The organism is Flavobacterium sp. KBS0721, assembly GCF_002007065.3.
Classification (GTDB): domain Bacteria; phylum Bacteroidota; class Bacteroidia; order Flavobacteriales; family Flavobacteriaceae; genus Flavobacterium; species Flavobacterium piscis.
In genome coordinates, this window is sequence record NZ_CP042170.1 from 3,445,616 (window position 1) to 3,469,219 (window position 23,604).

Here is a 23,604-nt window from a genome sequence, read left to right on the forward strand (position 1 = left end):
ACCAAAAAACATGAAGAGTAATTTTAAAAGAAATTTGTTAATCAGTTCATTAGTATCATTATTGGTGTTAATGGTCAGTTCCACGGCGTCGTTTCTTAGTATTAAAAGTTTATTAAACAGTAATTTTTGGGTCAATCATACTCAGGAAGTGATTTATAACCTGAACGAAGGTTCGGCTGTAATTACAGAAGCGCAAACTAGTATGCGCGGTTATTTAATTACAGGTGATGAACAATTTGTAGAAAGATATAATGATGCAGAAGCAAAATCGAATACTTTTTTTGAAAAAGTAAGCGAACTTACTGTCGATAACCCATCGCAACAGTCACAATTAAAAGAATTGCAAACGCTTCGCAGCAATTTTTTTAAATACCTGAACAATCAAATTGTAAAAAAACGTCTCGGAAAAAACTCCGCTACATTCGATCTTACCGAAGGTCGAAATATGATGAGTGATTTGCGTACGCATATTAAAAAGGTAGAATCTACAGAACAAAATCTTTTAAAAGAACGCAATGAAAATTCAGAACGTTACGGTACTTATAGTATCGTACTGATTATTGTAGCTTTTATAATTGCTTTCGTAATTTCGATTGTCTTCCTGATCAGAATTTTGAAAGATTTCAACGAACGTGCTTTACTTCAGAATGAACTAGAGAAAAAAGACCGCGAAACTGCGCAAAGAATCGAAGCGATCAGTTCTATTGCAAGTAATATTTCGAACGGAAATTATGATATCAGAGTAGATGATAATAAGAGTGATGCTTTAGGAAGTGTGGGAGAATCTCTAAACAGTATGGGAATTTCCTTAAAAAGTTCTTTTGATTTATTGTCTCAAAAAGAATGGCTTCAAACCGGTATCGCAAATCTTAATAATGTAATGCTGGGCGATAAAACGCTGCAAAAATTATCAAAAGATGTTATCGAATTCGTGTGTCAGTACACCAATAGCAGCGCAGGGGTTTTATATGTTTTAGAAGATAATGAACTTTTTATTGCAGGAGGATATAGCTATATAGCGGGCAAAAATCGCGAACGCATTCAAAAAGGCGAAGGCTTAATTGGTCAGGCTATTGTTTCAGGAAAGATTCTGGAATTGAAAGAGTTATCTCCGGATGATATTCAGATTAATTATGCTTTAGGGCAAATAAAACCAACACATATCGTGGCAGTGCCGTTACTGGATACCAGAATCGAGGGAGCAATAGAATTGGCAAGTGTTTACGGATTTTCGGATTTGCATTTAGAATTTTTAAAAAGCGTTTCAAACAACATAGGTATTGCTATTAAATCGACTCAGAACAGAAAACGAGTGATGGAATTGCTTGAAGAAACCAAATCTCAGTCTGAAGAACTTCAGGTGCAGCATAGCGAATTAGAAGCTATTAATGCCGAATTAGAAGCGCAAACAGAAAAACTTCAGGCTTCTGAAGAAGAGTTACGAGTGCAACAGGAAGAGTTAGAGCAAACTAATGAGGAATTGTCTGAAAGAAGTGTTTTACTGGAAGAAAAAAACAATGAAATTCAGAAAAAATCTGAAGCTTTAGAACTTACAACCCGCTATAAGTCAGAGTTTTTGGCCAATATGTCTCATGAGTTAAGAACACCTTTAAACTCTATTTTACTTTTAAGCCGTTTGTTATCTGAAAATAACAACAAAAGTATGGTGGACGAAGAAATTGAATTTGCAAAAGTAATTCAGAGTTCAGGAAATAGTTTGTTAGGTTTAATTGATGAAATTCTGGATTTATCTAAAATCGAGGCTGGAAAAATGGAACTTGAATTCCTGGATGTTTCGACTAAGGAAATTACAGATACGTTATGGAATTTATTTAATCTGGTAGCGAAAGAAAAAGGAATTGAATTTGAAATTCTTACCAAAGATGCGCCAATTGTCATTAAAACAGACAAAATGCGTTTAGAGCAAATTCTTAAAAATTTAATTTCAAACGCGATTAAATTTACCGAAAAAGGAAAAGTAACTTTAGAAATTAAAATAAATACTGACGACGATACAATTATTTGTTTTATCGTAAAAGATACCGGAATTGGAATCCCGTTAGACAAGCAGCCTTTAATTTTTGAAGCGTTTCAACAAGCCGATGGTTCTACCAAACGTAAATACGGCGGAACCGGTTTAGGATTATCCATCAGTCGTGAATTGGCAAAACTGCTTCGCGGGGAAATTATCTTGCATAGTAAGGAAAATGAAGGAAGTTCGTTTACTTTATGTTTACCGGTTTTTGGATCTGCAGTTCATAAAATTAATGTAGACAGAATTCCGCCAACAGAATTTACAGAAATAGAACCGGAAGAAAAAGCGCCGACGAAGAAAAAATACATAAGCGAAATTATTCCTGCCGAGATTGAGGATGACAGGGATTCAATTGTGCCTGGGGATAAAGTAATCCTGATTGTTGAAGATGATATTAATTTTGCAAAGTCGCTTTTAACATTTACCAGAAAAAAAGGATATAAAGGCGTTGTTTCCGTACGTGGTGATTATGCTTTAAACTTTGCATTGCTGTATAATCCGGTTGGTGTTTTATTAGATATAGAATTACCAATAAAAAGTGGTTGGGAAGTTTTAGAAGAATTAAAAAATCATTCGGCAACCAAGCACATGCCGGTTCATATTATGTCATCGCATAAACTAAAACAGGAAAGTTTATTAAAAGGTGCTGTAGATTTCTTAGACAAACCGGTTGCTTTCGAGAAAATTCCGGATGTGTTTTTACGAATCGAGCATATCATAAACAAAGAAGCCCAAAAAGTTTTGATTATAGAAGATAATCCAAAACACGCAAAAGCTTTGGCATATTTCTTAGAAACGTACAATATCAATTCAGAAATAAAAAGCGAGGTTTCGCAGGGATTAGAAGCTTTAAACAAAACCGAAGTAGATTGTGTGATTCTTGATATGGGAATTCCGGACAAACATGCTTACCAAATTCTAGATGGCGTAAAGAAATCTCCGGGATTAGAAAATCTTCCGGTAATTGTGTTTACAGGAAAAAGTTTGTCGATGAAAGAAGAAGTGAAAATTAAAAAATACGCCGATTCGATTATTGTAAAAACCGCACATTCTTACCAAAGAATGTTAGATGAAGTTTCGCTCTTTTTACATTTAGTAGAAGATAAAAAAGATCCGAAAGAACAAAAAGAAAGCCATAAAAAGCTAAATTTACTAAATAATATCCTGCACGATAAAAAAGTATTAATTGTGGATGATGATGTGCGTAATATTTATTCATTAACAAAAGCATTAGAAGTTTTTAAAATGAATGTAATTACAGCTTTTGATGGTAAAGAAGCCATTAAAATTCTGGAAGAACACACAGATACCGATATTGTTTTACTGGATATGATGATGCCTAATATGGACGGTTATGAAACAGCCGAAAAAATACGCAGCATTCCTACATTCCTGAATTTACCTTTAATTGCCGTTACAGCCAAAGCAATGACAGGCGACAGAGAAAAATGTATCAAAGCCGGAGCATCAGATTATATTACAAAACCGGTTGATATTGATCAGTTGCTTTCGTTGTTGAGAGTATGGTTATATGATAAGATATAATAAAAAAGTTAGCCACGAATTGCACGAATTATCACAAATAAGGATTTAAATTAATTAGTGAAAATTCGTGCAATTCGTGGCAAAAAAACAAACAAATAATTCGTTACAAAAAAAACAAACCAAATAAAAGTGGACGAAATGAATAAAAAAAGACTCTTAATTATTGATGATGACTCTAGAAATATTTTTGCTTTAGAGCACACTTTACGTGCAAAATCATTCGATTGTTTGTCTTGTTTAAGTGCTGAAGAAGCTTTGAAATTATTGAGTACTGATGAACACATCGATGCTGTCCTGATCGATATGATGATGCCCGAAATGGATGGTTATGATGCTATTCCGTTAATAAAAGCATTGCCTGACAGGAGATCAACTTATGTTGTTGCGGTAACAGCCCAGGCGATGACAGGAGATAAAGAAAAATGTTTAGAGGCTGGCGCTGATGCTTATATTTCTAAACCTGTTGATGTAGATAAATTACTACTTATTTTAAGCAAAATGTAAGAAGTATGATTGAGGATATTGAGTTAGAAACGCTTATCAATGAGATATATGAATATTATGGTTTTGACTTTAGTAGTTATTCACGCGCTTCTCTAAAAAGACGAGTAAACAGATTAATTCATCTTGATGGATTTAGGCATTTTCATGAATTTCTTTCAAGAGTTCGTTATGATCCTGAATATTATAAACGAATGGTCGACGAAATCACGGTTAATGTAACCGAGATGTTTCGCGATCCTTCTTTTTATGCCGTGGTTAGAAATGAAATATTACCCTTACTGGGTACCAAACCTTTTATCAGATTATGGCATGCAGGATGTTCTACAGGCGAAGAAGTCTATTCGATGGCCATTATGCTAAAAGAAGCCGGTTTGCTGCATAAATCTTTAATTTATGCAACAGACATAAATGCAACTGTTTTAGAAACAGCCAAAAAAGGAATTTTCCCTTTGCGAATGATGAAAGAATACTCAGAAAATTATCGCGATGCAGGCGGAAAGGAAGATTTTTCTAATTATTATATCGCCAATTACGGTATTGCTAAATTTAATGAAGAACTGGCTGAGAAAATGGTTTTCTCACAGCATAATTTAGTTTCAGATACTTCATTTAATGAGTTTGATCTTATTTTGTGCCGTAATGTTTTAATTTATTTTGATAATAATCTTCAAAAAAGAGTGATTAATTTGTTTGATGAAAGTCTGTCTGTTTTAGGTTTTCTGGCCCTTGGAACTAAGGAAACCATAAAATATTCTATTCCTATGAGTAAGTACAAACAGTTGGACAAAGAGAAAATATGGAGGAAGATAAAATAATAGCAAATTGTAAAGTAGTAATAATAGGAGGGTCTGCAGGAAGCTTAAATGCCTTAATGCAAATTTTGCCTGATCTATCACAATTAAATGGTTTTGCTGTTGTAATTGTTTTACACAGAAAAAGCACAGACGATCAGACTTTAGAGGAATTAATTGCTCTGAAATCCAGTATTACCGTAAAGATAGTAGAGGATAAAGTGCCTCTTGTACCAGGTTACATCTATGTCGCGCCATCTAATTATCATTTATTATTCGAAAAAAATGATACACTTTCATTAGATATCTCAGAGAAAATCAATTATAGCCGTCCAAGTATCGATGTTTCGTTTGAATCCGCCTCAGAAATATATGGAGAAGCTTTAGTTGGAATTTTATTGTCAGGTTCTAATACAGATGGAACTTATGGTTTAAAAGCCATTAAAGCCGCAGGAGGAACCATTGTCGTACAAAACCCAACCGTAGCAGAGATGCCTTTTATGCCTCATAATGCCATTTTAAACACTAATCCTGATTTTGTTTTAGACAATCAGCAGATATTAGAGTTTATAAGTGCTATTAATACTTACTAATCCAAAGAGTTGGATGTGCCGTTAGGCACTAAATCTTTGTAGAAATTTAGTTTATGATATGCTGGCGTGCCGTAGGTACGCAACAAAGCGATTAATATTGCGTACCTACGGCACGCTAAATCTGTTCCTACATCTGATTTTCTACCAAGATTTAGTGCCTGACGGCACGAATCATAGACTTTTAATACTATTTTTTAGGTTTTACTTCCTCATCTTCCGGAAGAATAACCTTATTCAGTTCCGCTTCTTTTTCAGCTCTTTTTTGTGCCGCTTTTCCTTTTCCAATAGGTAATCCTGCCGTTACATACAAAGATCTGTTATAAACATCGGGTCCGTCGCCTTTCATGACAGGAACCAGGCCGTAGTAGTATTGCACTGTTACGTTTAAGCCATTGCCAACATTCATATGATATCCAACACCAAGAGCAACTCCGGCATCAATAACACGAATCTGGTCACGGATATTCTTTTTATATACGACATCGTCTTTTCCCACTTCTTTTTTAAATTCATCAAAAGCTTTCGCTAATAAACCAAGCTGAGGCCCTGTTTTAACATAGATTCTGTTTTTAAACTGGTATTTAATTAATATAGGAACATTAAAATACCTGATTTCGCGATTCACACTTCCTCCGGCAAAAGTATTATCCAGATTTTCATCGTTTAGCGAATACACCGGAATTCCGTGCGCGCCCATTGGCGATTTTACGATTACCCCGGTATTAATCATCCATGCAGGATTTTTTTTAGATCGAATGTCAAAATAAAAGCCCAGATTAAAGCCTACATTCGTTCCTGAAGATTCGAGACCTGAAATTTCAGAAAAATTCACACCGCCATCCAGACCAAATTCAAGAAAAGGAGAATTCAGTTTGTCTCCAAAAATCAAGGAAATTAAAACTTGCGAGCGTGCTGATGTCATGCTAAAGAAAGCGATAAGTATTAATACACCTTTTTTCATATAATTGCGTTTAAAGTCCAAAACGATACTGAAGACCAGCTAAAACCTGAGTTCGGCTTCCTAAAAAACCAACTTCTGCTCGAAACATCATGTGTTTATTATATTGAAATTGAGAACCTATCAGAAAGTTCCACATATCCTTAGGCGCTTTTTGAAGCGAATATTGTATAGTCGAAGAACCTGCCGTGCTCAAAGCGCCATCCATCGTTGTTAAAAAAGTCCCTGCTTTTTCTAATGCCCGATCTGCAGTATTGTGTTTAGCAATATTGACCGGATTTGCTTGTTGTGCCGGAGTTAAACCATTCCACCATGTATCTACTTTTGCTTGGTTTTCAGAAACTTTGTCTAATCCGCTGTCGACCTTACCTTGTGCGCCATCTAAGTCAATAACATCAGATAAGGCAATATTTCCGTTTGTATCGCCCGATATGTGTACCCTAAATGCACCTACCCAAAGTGCAATATTTCTTTCAGGCTTACGCAATTTAAAAGTCTTTCCTAACCTTGGCCCAAAAATATATGAAAAAGCAGGTTTATCCAGAGCGCTTACATCTGTCCAGCTCATATTCATGTCTAATGCAAACCAACCGCCTCCTATACCTATGGTTGGTGTCAGACCCAGTCCAAATGTGGTGGCATTAAAATTGGCTTTTGTGCTAAAACTCGCGACCTGCGACCAATTATTGTCAGCATCCGGAACCCAGATTCCCGCATTAATTTTAGTTGTTGAGTTTGCTTTTCCAAAAATTCCATAAACATTCAGGAAAGGTAACAGCCAGACATCGGGTCTGATAGTTAGTGCGCCGGCTTCAACTGATGATTTGTCAAAACGAACTATTTCGTCTAAATTATATAAAGGTCCGTTATTAAAACCTACTTCTAAATCTTTGATTGTAATTTCAGAATCCTGCCAGAAATAATTTATGGAAAGTCCGGCTGAATAAGGTAATTTATACCCTTTTTGTGCCACTTTTTCTCCCCAAATAGGCAAGGCATATGGATATTTCTCTATTTTAAGACTGTCTTTTAATTCCTTATTTTTTTCTCCTACTATTTTTTCGGTGTAGACCTGTCCAAAAAATTGAATGCTAAATAATAATAAAGAGGCTGATATTAGTGTCTTACATTTCATTGAATTTCGTGTTTATAATTGTTAATTAATAGAACTGCGTAAAATAAATATGTACTAATGTATTTTAGGAAAATTTCGGCTTATCTTTTTGTATTACAGGCGGGTAAGAAATTAGACTTTTAGATAGTTGAACTTAATTTATATGTTAATTATTGTTAAAGTTAAATAAATTTTCTTACCATTTATCATAATTTTTAAGAAAGTACCACTTGTCAGTCAACTTTTTTCGAACAAAATTTCAGGAAGTTTCTCTTTTTTACCAACATCATTTTCAAATATTTAGATTTTTATAATAGAAATATATCTTACTTTTGTGTTGTGAAATGGATAACAATCATATTATCGATTTATTTAATGGCGCTCTCCAATATGCCTTGTGCAGATATGGAAGTAAACAGTGCTGCTCATAAAACAGCACAATTTTCATCAGAAGCACATCATACGCATGATAAAGACAATGATTTGTGTTCTCCTTTTTGCGCCTGTAACTGTTGTGGCGCGCAGGTTTTAAGTTATCAGGCGCATTTGAATTTTGAATTTCCTGTCACACATCGTATTATTTCGATACCATTACCCAATTATAATTCTGTTTTTGCTTCCAATTTCTACGGAAGTATTTGGCAGCCCCCTCAAATAGCATAATGATTGCCTGATTAATTTCAGGTTAGAGAGTTGTGGATTTTCCACAGAAGTAGTAGGCAGAACTTTGCCTAATTTCTCACGTCATTATACCTTAAAATGTTAGATAAAATCATACAATTCAGTATAAAGAATAAGTTCGTTATACTGTTATTTACCCTTGTATTAATAGCTTGGGGAAGCTATTCGCTCAAACACTTACCACTGGATGCTTTACCGGATATCACTAATAATCAGGTACAGATCATTACAACGGCACCTACTTTGGCCAGTCAGGAAGTCGAACAACTTATCACATATCCACTGGAACAAGCGGTAAAAACAGTTCCGGATATTATAGAACTCCGTAGTATTTCGCGTTTCGGATTATCGGTTGTTACCGTTGTTTTCGAAGATGATGTCGATATTTATTGGGCAAGGGAACAAATATTTCAACGCTTAAAACAAGCCGAAGAAAACATTCCTGATTATGCAGGATCTCCTGAATTAGCGCCTATTACCACAGGTTTAGGCGAAATTTACCAATACGATGTTTATGCCAAAAAAGGCTATGAAAACCAATACGATGCGGTAAAACTAAGAACCATTCAGGATTGGATTATTATTCCGCAATTGCAGGGTGTTAAAGGTGTTGCAGATGTAAGTACCTGGGGCGGAAAACTAAAACAATACGAAATTGCTGTAAACCCCAATACCTTAAATAGTCTGGGTGTGACGATCACAGAGATTTTTGATGCTTTAGAAAAAAACAACCAAAATACGGGTGGTGCTTATATCGAAAAAGATCAGCTGGCGTACTTTATCCGCGGTGTCGGAATGGCAAAAGGAGTACAAGATTTAGGAAACGTAGTGGTAAAAAACCGCAATGGTTCTCCCGTTTTAGTGCGCGATGTTGCCCAGGTTCGCGAAGGCGTTGCATTGCGTTACGGAGCATCAACCAAAGACGGAAAAGGAGAAATTGTTTCCGGAATGGTGTTGATGTTAAAAGGCGAAAACTCCAGCGCAGTGGTAGATAGAATCAAAGAAAGAATGATTCAGATCAATAAAAGTTTGCCCGAAGGCGTAGTGGCCGAAGCTTTTATTGACCGCGGAAAACTAGTAGATAACGCAATAGGAACGGTCACAAAAAATTTACTTGAAGGCGCTCTGATCGTGATTTTTGTCCTGATTTTATTTCTTGGTAATCTTCGTGCCGGTTTAATCGTGGCTTCGGTAATTCCGTTGGCCATGCTTTTTGCTATTATATTAATGAATGCCTTTGGCGTAAGCGGAAACTTAATGAGTTTGGGCGCGATCGACTTTGGAATCATTGTCGACGGAGCCGTTATTATTGTCGAGGCAACAATGCATCATTTACAGCAGCTTAAACGAAAAAAAGAATTATCGCAAAGCGAAATGGATGTTGAGGTCTACAATTCGGCTTCGAAAATCAGAAACAGTGCGGCTTTTGGAGAAATCATCATTTTGATCGTTTATCTGCCAATCCTCGCTTTGGTAGGAACCGAAGGAAAAATGTTCAAACCGATGGCTATGACCGTTGGTTTTGCTGTTGCCGGAGCATTTGTGCTTTCGCTGACTTATGTACCTATGATGAGCGCTTTATTCTTATCTAAAAATACAGAACATAAAGAAAACTTCAGCGACAGAATGATGGCTCGTTTAGAGGCCTTTTATACACCATTATTAGAAAAAGCACTTCAATTTAAAAAGATCGTTTTAGGAATCTCTGTTGGTTTATTTGCCTTTGGATTAATTGTCTTTAATAGTATGGGAGGAGAATTTATCCCAACGATCGAAGAAGGTGATCTGGCTATAAACGCCACCATCATGACCGGAAGTTCGCTTACGCAGATGGTTGAAACGACGACGAAATACGAACAAATATTAAAAGCTAAGTTTCCTGAAATAAAAACCATCGTTACTAAAATTGGAAGCGGGGAAATTCCAACAGATCCAATGCCTATTGAAAGCGGTGATTTGATTATTGTTTTAAAAGACAAAAAAGAATGGGGTCGAAAATACCACAATTGGGAAGAATTGGCCAATGCCATGAAAGAAGAAATGAAAGTGATTCCGGGTGCCAATATTGAAATTTCGCAGCCCATACAAATGCGTTTCAACGAATTAATGACCGGAAGCCGAAGCGATATTGCCATCAAAATTTTTGGTGATGATCTGGAAATCCTTGATGCCAAAGCTGCCGAGTTAATTTCGAAGATAAAAAACATCGAAGGAATTGGAGATCTAAAAGCCGATAAAGTAACCGGTTTACCGCAAATCACCATCAAATACGATTACAATAAAATTGCCTTATACGGATTGAATATTTCGGATATCAATCAAATTATACGTTCGTCATTTGCGGGAGAAAGTGCCGGAAAAATTTACGATGAAAGCAAGAGATTTGATGTCGTAGTGCGAATGAATCAGGACAATCGAGCTGATATTACCGATGTAAGTAATTTGTTTATCCCTTTACCAAACGGTCAGCAAGTACCACTTTCCCAAGTAGCCACAGTGGATTATGAACAAGGTCCGGTACAAGTAGTTCGTGAAGACGGAAAGCGCAGAATCACCGTGGGATTAAACGTTCGCGGCCGCGATATAAAAAGTGTAGTAGAGGAAATTCAGCTAAAACTGGATAAGAACTTTACACTTCCTGCAGGTTATTACGTTACCTACGGCGGACAATTCGAGAATTTAATCGAAGCGACAAAACGACTTTCGATCGCATTACCAATAGCACTGGGATTAATATTAGTGTTGCTTTATTTCACTTTTAAAAGTTTTAAACAAGCAGCATTAATTTTTACCGCCATTCCGTTATCTGCAATAGGTGGTGTTTTTGCGCTCTGGCTGCGCGGAATGCCATTTAGTATTTCAGCAGGAATTGGTTTTATTGCTTTGTTCGGAATCGCGGTTTTAAACGGAATTGTATTAATATCCTACTTCAATCAATTAAAAACAGAAGGAATATTAGATCCGCTGCAAAGAGTTTTAATTGGAACCAAAACCAGATTACGTCCCGTTTTAATGACCGCAGCCGTAGCTTCTTTAGGGTTTTTGCCAATGGCATTGTCAACTAGTGGAGGAGCAGAGGTTCAAAAACCTTTGGCAACCGTAGTTATTGGAGGTTTATTCTCTGCAACTTTATTGACGCTGATCGTTTTACCGATTTTGTATTTAATGCTGGAGAAGCTTAACCGCAAAGAACGCGAAGATTTACGCGAAGAACGCAATGAAGATTTAACCGCAAAGAGCGCTAAGTTTTTCACAGAGGATACAAAGAAAAAAAAAGATTAAAATGAAAACACTATATAATATAAACATCAAACCCTTTGCGGACTTTGCAAAAATAGTTTTGCGAACTTTGCTTTTAAAACTTTTTTTACCGTATTCAAAAGCCTTTGTGAACTTTGCGAATCCTTTGCGCTCTTTGCGGTTAAATCCAGCCCAATTGGCAAATAAAACTTTGTGGTTAAGCATATTCTTATTGTTTAGCACGCTTTCGCAGGCACAAGAAAAAATAAGCTTAGAAAAAGCCATAGCACTTGCCAAATCAAACAACATAGACTTGAAAATTGCCGATAAGGAAATAGAAAAACAAACCGTTTTAAAAAAGACTGCATTTCAGCCCGATCCACTGCAAGTACAATATCAGGGCGGACAGTTCAACAGTGCGGATTATGACCACAACGTTTCGGTTCAGCAATTTTTCCCAATGGGAAACATTACAAAAGCCAATCGTCAATTGCAGGAAGAGTTGGTGAAACTGGCTGAAAAACGAAAAGCTTTATCTGCTTACGAAATAGAAAAAGCCGTAACGTTGTCGTATTACCAATATTTGTACGGTGTTTCGATTCAGAAATTGAACTCGGAACTGAATGATATTTATACCAAATTCCTAAAAAATGCCGAACTCCGTTTTCAAACCGGAGAAAGCGGTAATATCGAAGTAATCAGCGCTAAAGCGAAAGTAAAAGAGATCGAAACGCAAAAAGCACAATTAGAATATGATTTGGCGATTTATCAAAAGCAATTGCAATTTTTTGTTCAGACCGATGAAAACATAGTTCCCGATGACAAAACATCGTTGCAATATACTATTCTAAAAGAAGAAGGAAATTCGAAAGAAGAAATTTTAATGACCGATTATTACCAACAGCAGATTTCGGTATACCAAAAAGAAGCCAATACGCACAAAGCAATGCGAACGCCTAAACTGGGATTGGGTTATTTTGCGCAAACCATCAACACCGAATCGTTGTTTCAGGGGTTTACTGCCGGATTGCAAATTCCGTTGTTTGGTGGCGTAAATTCGGCGAAAGCCAAAGCATCAGAAATCAGTATTGCGCAGTCACAATTGGCTTTAGATAAAAATAAATTAACGCTCAATCTGCAAAAACAAGAATTAGAAAATAATTTCAGGAAACAGCAAAAAGCATTAGAGTATTATCAAAAAGAAGGATTGCAATACGCTGATCAGATTATTACGACGGCACAAAAAAGTTATGCCAATGGCGATATGAGTTATTGGGCGTACATCAGTTTTTTAAATCAGGCAATTGATATTAAAAAGCAATATACAGAGGCAACCCATACTTTTAATCAAAGTGCAATCGAACTTCAATTTCCATCTCTTAAAAATAATTAAAATGAAAAATATAGTTAAAAACTTAACCGCAATCCCGATAGCTATCGGGAGCAAAGGTTTTTCGCAAAGTTCACAAAGTTTAAAGTCTTTGCGTACTCTGTGTTGTTCTCCCTTTGTGAACTTTGTGGTAAAAAATATGCGCTTTGTTTATTTTATAATATTTGCGGTTACCTTAATAAGCTGCAATGAAAAGAAAACAGAAGAACCTCAGGAAGAAGAAAGTTCACAAACAGAAGTAGCTTTAAACGAATCTCAATACAAAACCGTCGGGATCGAAACAGGATTTGTAGAAAACAGAAACTTAAATAAAGTCATAAAAGCGAACGGTTATACCACAGTTCCGCCGCAAAATTCTGCCGAAGTTTCGACTTTGATAGGAGGAACCGTCAAGGATATTTTTGTTCTCGAAGGCACTTATGTCAACAAAGGAAAAGTTCTGGCGACGATTCAGAATCTGGAAGTTATTGAAATGCAGGAAGATTATCATTCGGCTACAGCCAATATAGAATACTTGCAATTAGAATACAATCGTCAGAAAACCTTAAGCGATGAAACTGTAAACCCAAGGAAAGTTTTTCAGGAAGTAAAATCAAAATTGGCAGCAGAAAGAGCGAGAGCGCAGGCAGCGAAAAATAAATTGGATGCTTTGCATGTAAGTACAAAAGGAAGTACTTCGCTGGTACCTATTGTAGCGCCAATAAGCGGTTATGTGGGAAATATAAAAATTGCAAAAGGAGCGTATGCACAAACCGGAATCACATTATTTGAAGTAGTCGATAATAGCCAGATGCATTTGGATCTGAATGTGTATGAGAAAGATTTAGGTTCTATCTCGATCGGACAAGTTATTGATTTTGTACTGACAAATCAGTCGAATAAATCGATAAAAGGAAAGATATTCGGAATCAATAAATCATTTTCTAACGAAAGTAAAACCGTTGCCGTTCATGCCAAAATCGAATCAGATGATGCAAAAGGACTGATTCCGGGAATGTATGTTTCGGCCAATATTAATATCATAAATGCTACCGTGCCCGCATTGCCAAAAGATGCCGTAGTGCGAAACGCTGATAAGTATTTTGTTTTTGTTCAGGAAGATGATCATAAAGACGACCATCAACATGAAGAAGGAAAAGAGGAAAAAGGTGCAGTACATGAAAAGGAAATTCATTTTAAAGCCATTGAAGTAATTCCCGGAACAACAGATTTAGGCTTTACCGAAGTGAAATTTGTAGATAAAATTGATCCGGATGCGAAGATTGTGACCAAAGGCGCTTTTTATCTGCTTTCGGCCATGAAAGGCGGGGGAGAGCATAGTCACTAATTTTTTTTAGGTGCTAAGTGGTTGAGATGCTAAGACGCTAAGTTTTTTTAGCTGGTGTAGCATTTACTCGCAAAGACGCAGAAGGCGCAAAATTTTCTTGTATTACCTTTTTAAGTTTTAATATAGAAAATCAAAGAAACTTTAAAAAAAACTTTGCGACTTCGCGTCTTTGCGAGATTAAAATAAAACACCTACCTATAAACAATTGGCGCAAAATCCGTAAATTTAGAACCTATTTAAACAAAGTTTAAAACTTTAAACTTGAAAAAATAAAACTTGATACTCATTTTATGGAACACATACATACAGAAGAAAAAATAACAAAAAAGAAACCCAAACAATCTGCCTGCTGTTGCTCACATGACGAACCTGTTCATTCTGATAATGACGGACACGATCATGGAGACGGTCATGATCATGAACATAATGCTGAGGGCGGTTTGTTGAAATTATTTTTACCCGCAATAATCTCCTTTGTTTTATTGCTTATCGGGATTGGGCTTGACAATTATTTTCCGCAAACCTGGTTTACGGGTTATGTTCGAATTGCCTGGTATATAGTGGCTTATTTACCGGTTGGACTTCCGGTTCTGAGAGAAGCGTACGAAAGCATTATGAAAGGCGACGTTTTTTCAGAATTTTTCCTGATGTGCATTGCGACAATTGGTGCTTTCGCAATAGGCGAATATCCCGAAGGTGTTGCCGTAATGCTGTTTTATACCATTGGAGAAAATTTTCAGGGATTGGCGGTAAGCCGAGCGAAATCGAATATTAAAAGCCTGTTGGATCAACGTCCTGACGAAGTCAATGTATTAGAAAATAATGTTGCCACAAAAGTAAAAGCGGCCGATGTTGTGATAGGATCAATTATTCAGCTTAAAGCGGGAGAAAAATTAGGTTTAGATGGCGAATTATTATCAGATACTGCTTCGTTTAATACGGCGGCATTAACTGGTGAAAGCAAGCCCGATACCAAAGTAAAAGGAGAAACCGTTCTGGCCGGAATGATCAACGGAAATACGATTGCACTGGTAAAAGTAACTACGGCTTATAAAGACAGTAAATTGTCTAAGATTCTGGAAATGGTACAAAATGCCACGACCAAAAAAGCGCCTGCCGAATTGTTTATCAGGAAATTTGCCAAGATTTATACGCCAATTGTAGTGTATCTGGCAATTGCGATTTGCGTATTGCCATGGCTTTTTGTAGACAATTATGTCTTTACTGACTGGTTGTACAGAGCTCTGGTATTCCTGGTGATTTCATGTCCTTGTGCCTTGGTTATCAGTATTCCGTTAGGATATTTTGGCGGAATTGGCGCGGCGAGTAAAAACGGAATTCTGTTTAAAGGAAGTAATTTCCTTGATAGTATTTCAACCATTCAGAATGTGGTGATGGATAAAACCGGAACCATGACCGAAGGTGTTTTTAAAGTTCAGGAAGTTATTATTCAGGAAGGTTTTGATAAAGAAGAGATTCTGAAACTCGTTAATGTTCTCGAAAGCCAAAGTACGCATCCTGTGGCAACGGCAATTCACAATCACGTGGGGCAGATTGATGCTTCAGTTGAGTTGAAAAACGTGGAGGAAATTTCAGGGCATGGTTTAAAAGCCGAGATCAACCGAAAAGAATTGCATGTTGGGAATTTCAAGTTGATGGATAAATTCAATATTTCATATGATATTGATCCAAATTCGGTTGTTTATACGACGATTGCCATTGCATACGATAATAAGTTCGCAGGATATTTGACCATTGCCGATGAAATTAAAGAAGATGCTCAGGAAGCAGTAAGCAAACTAAAAGCATTAGGCGTTAAAGTAACCATGCTAAGTGGAGATAAAACCAATGTGGTACAATTTGTTGCGGATAAATTAGGCATCACAAATGCTTTTGGAGATTTGCTTCCGGAAGATAAAGTGAATAAACTCAACGAGATTAAAGCCAAAAACGAAACCGTTGCTTTTGTTGGAGATGGAGTAAATGATGCGCCTGTAATCGCCTTAAGTACCGTAGGAATTGCCATGGGAGGTTTAGGAAGCGATGCCACGATCGAAACCGCCGATGTTGTGATTCAGGACGATAAACCAAGTAAAATTGCGATGGCGATCAATATTGGGAAACAAACTAAAAAAATCGTCTGGCAAAATATCACGTTGGCTTTTGTCGTAAAAGCTTTTGTACTGATTTTGGGTGCCGGCGGACTTGCCACAATGTGGGAAGCTGTTTTTGCAGATGTTGGAGTAGCGTTGCTGGCGATATTAAATGCCGTAAGGATTCAGAAAATGAAGTTTTAAATTAAAAACAGATAAAAAGAAGCCGTCTCATAATACAATTTGAGACGGCTTTTATATTTAAATGTGATTTTTTACTCGTACTCAGGAATAACAACCGACGTATACAAACTATACATTTCCCATCCCAAAGACTCGTAGAATGCTTTACCTTCTTCTGTTGCTACTAAAAAATTATGATGTACATCATTCGCTAATGCAATCTTTTCAAGTTCTTTCATCAGGACAGAGGCAAGACCAATCCTTTTATGATTAGGTTCAGTCGAGATTCTATCGTAAATTGCTACATCATCAACAAGAACAACATGTCCTGTTGAGGCTAGTTCTCCCTGTTTAGTTATAATTCGAACAAGATAAGTACCATTGTAATGTTCAAATTCCAGCTTATAATTATCACTTAAAGTACAATTCCGAAAATCCATTTGATGAAAACAAGCCATCATATATCCTTGAGGCTGAATAATCCATTTGGGATGTATTTGATTTTTTAATTCATCAGGCGAAGAACAAACTTTTAAGAAAATACCGGGTTCATCAATAGATTTTGATAATTCAATAAAATCATTATTCAGTTCAGCAAATACAAAGCGTCTTTTTTGATTAGGATAACCAACTTCAACCTTAAATCCTGATTTGTATCTTTCAGGTAATGGCAATTTTCTTGATAATGACCAGGCTGTCAGCCATTTTTCTAAAATACTACGAAGAATATTTTTTTTAATCATATGCTAAAACCGGAATTATAAAGTTATAAAAGCAATCTGTATAATTATTTTTTCAAATGCGTTGGAATCTGAATTTCTCCGTTACCAAAAGACCAATTCTCTAAACCATTATTTTCTAATAAAACAATGATGACATTATTGATTAAAATCTCGGTTGAGGTCGAAATTCGTGTTGCAATCTGATGGTATAATTTTTTCTTTTGTTCCAAAGTTCTACCTTGTCCTGCCGTGATTTGCACGTAAATAATTTCATCAGAATGTGAAATCCCGAGATAACTTTCAGGATATTTTATCTGGTGCGATTCTAATTCTTCAATGATATGAAAATAATCGTCTTTTGGAATATTAAATTCGGCTATTAAAGATTCATGAATTGATGCTGAAATAGTATTTTTTGTTTCTAATGAAAGCTTTTTGGGAAGACTGATTCTAACGAATGGCATTTTTTTGAAATTTAAATTTTTATAAAAATAAGAAATAGTAAGCGATGGAAATAAGAATCGTATTAAAAATTTAATTCTATTTTATTCCCTTTATTCTTAATTCTAACGGCTGTTTTATTATTTTCAGAAGGTGTTTGCGTAGGATACCAGTTTCTATTTGGTTTCACGATAATTAGTAAACCTTCATCATCACCAACAGCTGAGAAGAGTTCGGTATTGTCATTCTTGCTAAAAAAATCTAATCCATGTTCTTCGATTAATTGATTTCCTAATTTTAATGGATTTTCATTTACGATTCCAATTTCACTAATATTTAAAATAGCTTTAGAACTGAATGCTTCTGTTTGCGCATTATCAAGATCGTGTCGGGCAATAAATTCTAATAAATTGCCATTATTATCATAGAAATAAATAGCATTGGCATTCCAGTTTTCGAAATTGGTAATGACTTTTTGATCTTCAATAAAAATTAAATCTACTTTGCTTTTACACCAATCAATGGCTTCGTCTAACTTGTTTTCCGGAATATTAAAAGCAAAATGATAAATAGATTTAAATTCAGGATTTTCTAAGAATTCAAGAACCGAATTGCCTGCCTGAATGCTCACCGAATTTTTGGTTTTTTCTATGATAGGCAGCTCAAGAATCTCTTTATAAAAAGTGGCAGTTTGTTGTATATTGTTGGATTGAATTTGAATATGTTCTAACTTCATGGTGGTATTTTTTATAAGAAGAAAAAAAAGCTTCTTTCGTTTCAAACAAATTTAAGAAATGATGGAAATATTACGATTCACAAGCTATTTTATACTTCAATGAAAGGATAGTAAATTATGATTAAAGTTTCTCTTATTGTAATGCCTAATTTTTTAAACACATAGAAACATAGATTTAAAACTGCAATTTAGATACTTTTAGAAAATCATGATTTTTTCACAAAGTGCTATGAGATTTATTTGTAGTTGAAACGTCTTTCTGCATTTATTTGAGCTATGTTTCTTTGTGTTTAAAAATAAAAAAAAGCCCATTTCATAAAAGAAACAGGCTTTGTAGATTTGAGAATTATTGAGGTATTTACAAATCAGTTTTTTCAATTGACTTTGTGGATTTTTTTTTATGAGACTGTTGTCTAAGTTTAATGAGTTCCGGATTGTTCGAAAAGGCAAATGATAGTAATTGTTTTGATGACATTGTTTTTAATTCCTTTTTTTCAAAAGATAAAAACAACTTGTTTCTTAATTTTTCAATTTCAGTTGAAACTTTTGGATCATTGCGAAGTAATAGTTCCTGTAGTCTGTAGGGATATTTAATATTTAGTTTTTTTGCGATTTCTATCACTTCATCTTTGTTTTTTAAAAGATGATAACCAACTCTTTCCCAGGAGTAAGTAATTTTTAATTCGGCTATTCTGGCGGCATCCCAATCATTAAATTCAGCCATTAAAACGACACCCAATGAATCTTTGTAATTGCGAAGTCTTTCAGGATAGAATTTGTGTTTTTCAATAGACTTTTCGAATTTTTTTCTCGAAATTTTAAACTTAAAATCCTTATCCAGATACTTATAGTTGTAACTTAAAAAATCAATTTTTGAAAGTGAATCTATCTTTGCAAACTTATTCAAATTATCTTGCGAAAACATGGTGTTAAATATAAGTAAAAAGATAATTATGATATTTATCTGTTTCATTTTTTTGTTATTAAATGTTTTTATTACTTAGGCATTGTTGGCGTCATAATTCTTCGTGTTGGCGTGCTCAAAGTTTCTATAAAAGCCAAAAGATCGCTGATTTCTTCTTTGTTTAAGTTTAGTTTTTTAAGCATAGGATCGGCTTTTGGAATTAATGAATCTCTTGCCGTTCCCAGATATTTTTTCTGAACAGGAGACGGGTTTCCTAAATTGTACAATTCTACAACATCCAGTAAAGTCGGGAAATGTCCGTGATGCATCCAGGGTTTTGTATTGGCCACTTCACGCAATGTTGGCGTTCTGAATTTACCAATGTCTTTTACGTCTTTGGTAACATTATAGCGTCCGAAATCTTCATTTTTTGTTCCGAATAAAGTCTGACCGTCATTATGAAACTGATTGTCGCTGAAATAAGGCGTATTATGGCAATTGATACATTGCGCTTTGGTTCTGAACAAATGCAGTCCTTTTACCTGAGCATCTGTATAGGCTTCTGATTTTCCGCTAATGAAATTATCAAATTTACTTTTTGGGCTATTAATCGATCTTTCGAAAGTTGCAATGGCGTATTGTATTCTTTGCAGATTAACTTTTTTGTCTCCAAAAGCCTCAGTAAAAAGAGCATTGTAACCTTTTATTTTGGCGATTTTATCAACGGCAATCGTCAGTTTTTCATTCATTTCAAGCGGATCTCCAATTGGGAATTGCGCCTGATCTTCCAAACTCTTTGCTCGTCCGTCCCAAAATAAGGATGTGGCATACGCCGAATTTAAAATCGTCATCGAATTTCGTTTTCCCGTTTGGCGATCATGTCCAAAAGAGCGTGTCAAATTATCTGTCCAGCCCAATTCAGGATTATGGCACGAAGCGCAGGCAATTTGTCCGCTAAGAGATAATCTCGGATCAAAAAATAATATTTTACCCAGACTTTCTTTTTCTTTCGAGTATGGGTTATAATCCGGATAAGGAACCGCAGGAAGCACGCCGATATCCTGAAATGTAGCTTTATCGACATTGTCGTGTAGTTCCGCTGCCGGCCATTTCGTAGCATCTCCGCTGGAATATAGTTTTCGCAATTCCTGAATGTCTATATAATCAGGCTGTTCAACGCTTTTATAAGCCGTTAAACTCAGAAGAAATAGGATAGGGACGATTAGTTTTTTCAATTTTTTTGTTTTTGTTTGATTTGTTTCAGGTTTCAAGTCCGTTTTCAGTCTCAGTCCCAGTTTGCGTTTTCAAAAAACTTTGTCAAAGTTTTAAACTTTGACAAAGTTAGTGCGACTGCGACTGCGACTGCGACTGCGACTGCGACTGCGACTGCGACTGCGACTGCGACTGCGACTGCGACTGCGACTGCGACTAAAATCTAAAGCGTAACTTCCTTAGGACACGGGATACTTAAAGCTGTTGGTTTTGGATAAACTCTATTATTATACATTCTGTATTGTGTCGAAACGGTTCCTCCAAATAGTTTATCGTTTGTGAGTTTTAGCTCAAATGAGATTTCAAACAAACCGGCACTGATTTCCTTATAAGTACCTTCACCTGAAATAGCAATAATGTGAGTATTTGTCGCACTGGATCCAATAGTTAAATCCTGTGGAATCACCAATACGGTTCCCTGCGTTTTGCTGTTTCCATTTTCCGGAAAAAATTCTAAAGCAGAAGTAATATTAAATCCGGGAGAAATAGCAGCAGATCCGCTTTCGTTTGAGAACCATCTTTTTAAGCCAAAAGAGTTTATTGTATTTGTTCCGGTAGCAACATTAAATCCAATTTTAAAGGCATCGTGATACACATCGTCATTAGGATTTGCTGTTCCTTTATCACTGTAAAGTATTGCATTCTCATTGTCCTTCGTTACCACAACAGGAAAGGTTAAAGCATTAAAAGTCTGCCATGTGCAGTTTCCGTTGTTGTTAAACCAGTGTTCGCCGTAGGTTAAATAAAAAGCATTCGTAGGATCTGTAAATTTTGATGCGGGATATGCTTGTAAATCCCGTGGTGATTTTGTTGGTTTTACAATTGTTAAGTTAAGGCTTCCGGTTGCATTGTAATTGGGAATATTTACTAAGGTTATTTTTGATTCATAACGTGCATCGTCATTTTGAATATCTTCCAACAGCGTAAAATGATAAGTTATTGAATTTCTGTTGTCGCCAAAATCATCATGGGTAAGCGAATATTCAAAACCATTTTGAAATTTAAAAATTGACGCATTTTCTATTTCCGAAGGAAAAAATCCGTTAGGGAAATTTACTTTAAAATCGAATGTCTCACCAATTTCGCCTTTTATTAAATATTGATTAACCGGAAAAGTATAATTGGTTGTAATGGTTTCTAGATCGATCTTAAAGGTATCATTAGGATAAGTTGAATTTAAATTTCCAATATGAATTTCCGGATCAGATACAGTTTCCAATTTTAAATTAATGCTTTGATTGGCGGTCCATCTTTTATCAAAAGAAACAAAAATAGTATCCGTTACTTTACTTCCTTCAAACACTAATTTATTGACCGGATTTACTGTAAAACTTTCGTTGTCGCCATTTGATGATACGGCACTAAAAGTAGCAGTTACAGGACCTTTTAAAGCGTTGGCTGTTAGGGCAACCGGAACTTTCAAAGTTTTTACTGAACTATTTTTATAAGTAGACTGAGGAACTATAATTGCGCTTACTGCCGGATATTCCAACGGAACATTACTAGTGCTTACCATAAAGTTAAACCTTAAAAAAGGATCTACTCCTGAACCCAATTTATAATCGTCTTTTGAGCATGAACCCAATAGCAATGCTATGGTAAATAGGCTGAATATCTTAATAAGATTCATTTTGTTGTAAGTTTGAATTAAGATTAATATTATATTGTGGTATAGGTAATACGAATTTTAGCGACGGATAAACCATACTGCAATTTGTCGAAATACAACCGTCGTTTCTTGTAATTCCTTTATGGTTGCGAACTAGATCAAAGAACAAATGTCCTTCAAAACAAAGTTCTTTTCTTCTTTCTAAAAGGATATCTTCTTTGAGGTTAGCGGTATTAGATAATAAAGTTGCATTAGCACGTGCGCGAATGGTATTAATATCGGCCATTGCAAGGGCTGGCTGATTGTTTTCAAGAGCAGCTTCGGCACGAATCAAATACATTTCACTTAATCTAAAGGCCACGTAACCTGCATTATCCTGAAATTTACGGGTAAAGTTGTAAGGAACATAAGTTAAAACTCCATTTACTAAAGTCTGAAGATCTACAGTAATAAATAATTGTTTTCTTAAATCATTATTTTCATAAAGATCAACAAGGTCGTTTGAAGCTACATAATGGGCATAATTGCTTGAAGTAACACCAAAATAATTGGACATTGATGTTGATACGGCGCTTTCTGAATCCTTTGGAACTGAAAATTCTAGCAAAGCTTCAGAAACAGGAAGATCAGGCTGTGCCCATTGAGCTATCAAATCAGAAGAATTTACTAATTTAAATCCGGAGTTTTCAATTACATCATTGGCAGTTTCGTAAGCTTTTGTCCAGTCTTTTTTATACAAATAAACTCTTGCCAATAAGGCTTTTGTATTATTTCTATTGAAGTAAGAATAAACGGGACCCGGCATAGCAGCGGTATCAGAATAATTATCGATCGCGGTTTTTAAGTCGTTAATAATGAAGGAATACGTGTTTGCCAGGGTTTCTCTTTTTGGATATTTAAGTCCCGATTTTATGGATTCGGTATTATAGACAATACCTAAATGCGAAGCTTCAGGTGTATAACCGTAATCCTGGCAATAAATCTGTGATAAAACAAAATGGGCATACGCTCTAATGGTTAAGGCTTCTGCTTTTATTTGATTTTTTTCGGTTTCGGTTGCATCTTTTAGATTGGGAGTATATTCTAAAATCAAATTAGCCTGATTTATAATGCTGTAATTACCACTGTAAAATGATGCAAAATTACTGGTCTCTTCTACATCTTCAAAAGAATATACCTCCCTAAGATTAATCCCCGGTGTAATTTGTCCTAAGCTGCTTCCTGAAGAATTTGGTGTAAATTTGATGTTTCCGCCTTGTAAATCTGAATAAACAGAAAAACGTTCTTCTCTTACTGTTCCTTCTACAGTGCGGTAAAGCCCTTTTAAAGCAATTAAAACACCTTCCTTATTTTGCAGAAGTTCATCTATAGAAGTTTGTGTTCCCGGTTCCTGTTCCAGAAAATCACTGCAGCTTTGCAATGAAAAAATAAGGAATGCTATTGTGATGTATTTTAAATAATTCATG

At 35.6% G+C, this 23,604-nt stretch carries 18 protein-coding genes; 9 read left to right on the top strand and 9 right to left on the bottom strand.

The window, feature by feature from the left end; translation table 11 throughout:
* Nucleotides 1-10: 10 nt before the first annotated feature.
* The 4 genes from B0M43_RS15065 to B0M43_RS15080 all read left to right on the top strand — a co-directional run bounded on the left by B0M43_RS15065 (nt 11) and on the right by B0M43_RS15080 (nt 5,468).
* On the top strand, nt 11-3,580 hold the full coding sequence (locus tag B0M43_RS15065) for a response regulator (RefSeq protein WP_078007491.1): 3,570 nt from the start codon (nt 11-13) through the stop codon (nt 3,578-3,580).
* Between the two features lie 138 nt (nt 3,581-3,718).
* Complete coding sequence (locus B0M43_RS15070) at nt 3,719-4,084, top strand: response regulator (RefSeq protein WP_065449689.1); 366 nt, start codon at nt 3,719-3,721, stop codon at nt 4,082-4,084.
* A gap of 5 nt (nt 4,085-4,089) precedes the next feature.
* Nucleotides 4,090-4,899 carry a protein-glutamate O-methyltransferase CheR gene (locus B0M43_RS15075; RefSeq protein ID WP_065449690.1) on the top strand — a complete coding sequence of 270 codons (810 nt, stop codon included), beginning with the start codon at nt 4,090-4,092 and terminating at the stop codon, nt 4,897-4,899.
* Nucleotides 4,881-5,468 (top strand): chemotaxis protein CheB, encoded by a 588-nt coding sequence (locus B0M43_RS15080; protein WP_078007490.1) that lies wholly within the window; start codon nt 4,881-4,883, stop codon nt 5,466-5,468. The genes B0M43_RS15075 and B0M43_RS15080 overlap by 19 nt, the downstream gene beginning before the upstream one ends.
* A gap of 187 nt (nt 5,469-5,655) precedes the next feature.
* On the opposite strand, the gene B0M43_RS15085 is transcribed toward B0M43_RS15080, so the two are convergent.
* Entirely contained in the window at nt 5,656-6,429 is a 774-nt protein-coding gene (locus B0M43_RS15085; RefSeq protein ID WP_078007489.1) for a porin family protein, read from the bottom strand.
* 10 nt (nt 6,430-6,439) lie between these two features.
* A complete protein-coding gene (locus tag B0M43_RS15090) occupies nt 6,440-7,561 on the bottom strand; it encodes a hypothetical protein (protein ID WP_078007488.1) in 1,122 nt (373 codons plus the stop codon).
* A 318-nt stretch (nt 7,562-7,879) separates the two neighbouring features.
* Between B0M43_RS15090 and B0M43_RS15095 the strand changes: the two genes are divergently transcribed.
* The 5 genes from B0M43_RS15095 (at nt 7,880) to B0M43_RS15115 (ending at nt 16,475) form a co-directional block, all read left to right on the top strand.
* Nucleotides 7,880-8,203, top strand: coding sequence for a DUF6660 family protein (locus B0M43_RS15095; protein ID WP_246860124.1), 324 nt, complete (start codon nt 7,880-7,882; stop codon nt 8,201-8,203).
* 96 nt (nt 8,204-8,299) lie between these two features.
* Nucleotides 8,300-11,503, top strand: coding sequence for an efflux RND transporter permease subunit (locus B0M43_RS15100; RefSeq protein WP_246860125.1), 3,204 nt, complete (start codon nt 8,300-8,302; stop codon nt 11,501-11,503).
* A 154-nt stretch (nt 11,504-11,657) separates the two neighbouring features.
* Nucleotides 11,658-12,854, top strand: a complete 1,197-nt coding sequence (locus B0M43_RS15105) for a TolC family protein (RefSeq protein WP_246860126.1) — start codon at nt 11,658-11,660, stop codon at nt 12,852-12,854.
* A gap of 1 nt (nt 12,855) precedes the next feature.
* Nucleotides 12,856-14,178, top strand: coding sequence for an efflux RND transporter periplasmic adaptor subunit (locus tag B0M43_RS15110; protein ID WP_078007486.1), 1,323 nt, complete (start codon nt 12,856-12,858; stop codon nt 14,176-14,178).
* Nucleotides 14,179-14,468: 290 nt separating this feature from the next.
* Nucleotides 14,469-16,475 (top strand): heavy metal translocating P-type ATPase, encoded by a 2,007-nt coding sequence (locus B0M43_RS15115; RefSeq protein ID WP_078007485.1) that lies wholly within the window; start codon nt 14,469-14,471, stop codon nt 16,473-16,475.
* A 71-nt stretch (nt 16,476-16,546) separates the two neighbouring features.
* Here B0M43_RS15115 and B0M43_RS15120 read toward each other — a convergent pair whose 3' ends face one another.
* The 7 genes from B0M43_RS15120 to B0M43_RS15145 form a co-directional block, all read right to left on the bottom strand.
* Nucleotides 16,547-17,128 (bottom strand): GNAT family N-acetyltransferase, encoded by a 582-nt coding sequence (locus B0M43_RS15120; RefSeq protein ID WP_246860127.1) that lies wholly within the window; start codon nt 17,126-17,128, stop codon nt 16,547-16,549.
* Nucleotides 17,129-17,241: 113 nt separating this feature from the next.
* Nucleotides 17,242-17,640, bottom strand: coding sequence for a tautomerase family protein (locus B0M43_RS15125; RefSeq protein WP_078007484.1), 399 nt, complete (start codon nt 17,638-17,640; stop codon nt 17,242-17,244).
* Nucleotides 17,641-17,702: 62 nt separating this feature from the next.
* Nucleotides 17,703-18,353: a VOC family protein gene (locus tag B0M43_RS15130; RefSeq protein ID WP_078007483.1), complete on the bottom strand. Its 651-nt coding sequence runs from the start codon at nt 18,351-18,353 to the stop codon at nt 17,703-17,705.
* 358 nt (nt 18,354-18,711) lie between these two features.
* Nucleotides 18,712-19,326: a hypothetical protein gene (locus B0M43_RS15135; RefSeq protein WP_123921809.1), complete on the bottom strand. Its 615-nt coding sequence runs from the start codon at nt 19,324-19,326 to the stop codon at nt 18,712-18,714.
* A gap of 23 nt (nt 19,327-19,349) precedes the next feature.
* A complete protein-coding gene (locus B0M43_RS15140) occupies nt 19,350-20,492 on the bottom strand; it encodes a cytochrome-c peroxidase (protein WP_078007613.1) in 1,143 nt (380 codons plus the stop codon).
* Between the two features lie 200 nt (nt 20,493-20,692).
* Entirely contained in the window at nt 20,693-22,159 is a 1,467-nt protein-coding gene (locus B0M43_RS24460; RefSeq protein WP_078007481.1) for a hypothetical protein, read from the bottom strand.
* Nucleotides 22,146-23,603, bottom strand: a complete 1,458-nt coding sequence (locus B0M43_RS15145) for a RagB/SusD family nutrient uptake outer membrane protein (protein ID WP_246860128.1) — start codon at nt 23,601-23,603, stop codon at nt 22,146-22,148. Before B0M43_RS15145 ends, B0M43_RS24460 begins: the two co-directional genes overlap by 14 nt.
* Between the last annotated feature and the right edge of the window lies 1 nt (nt 23,604).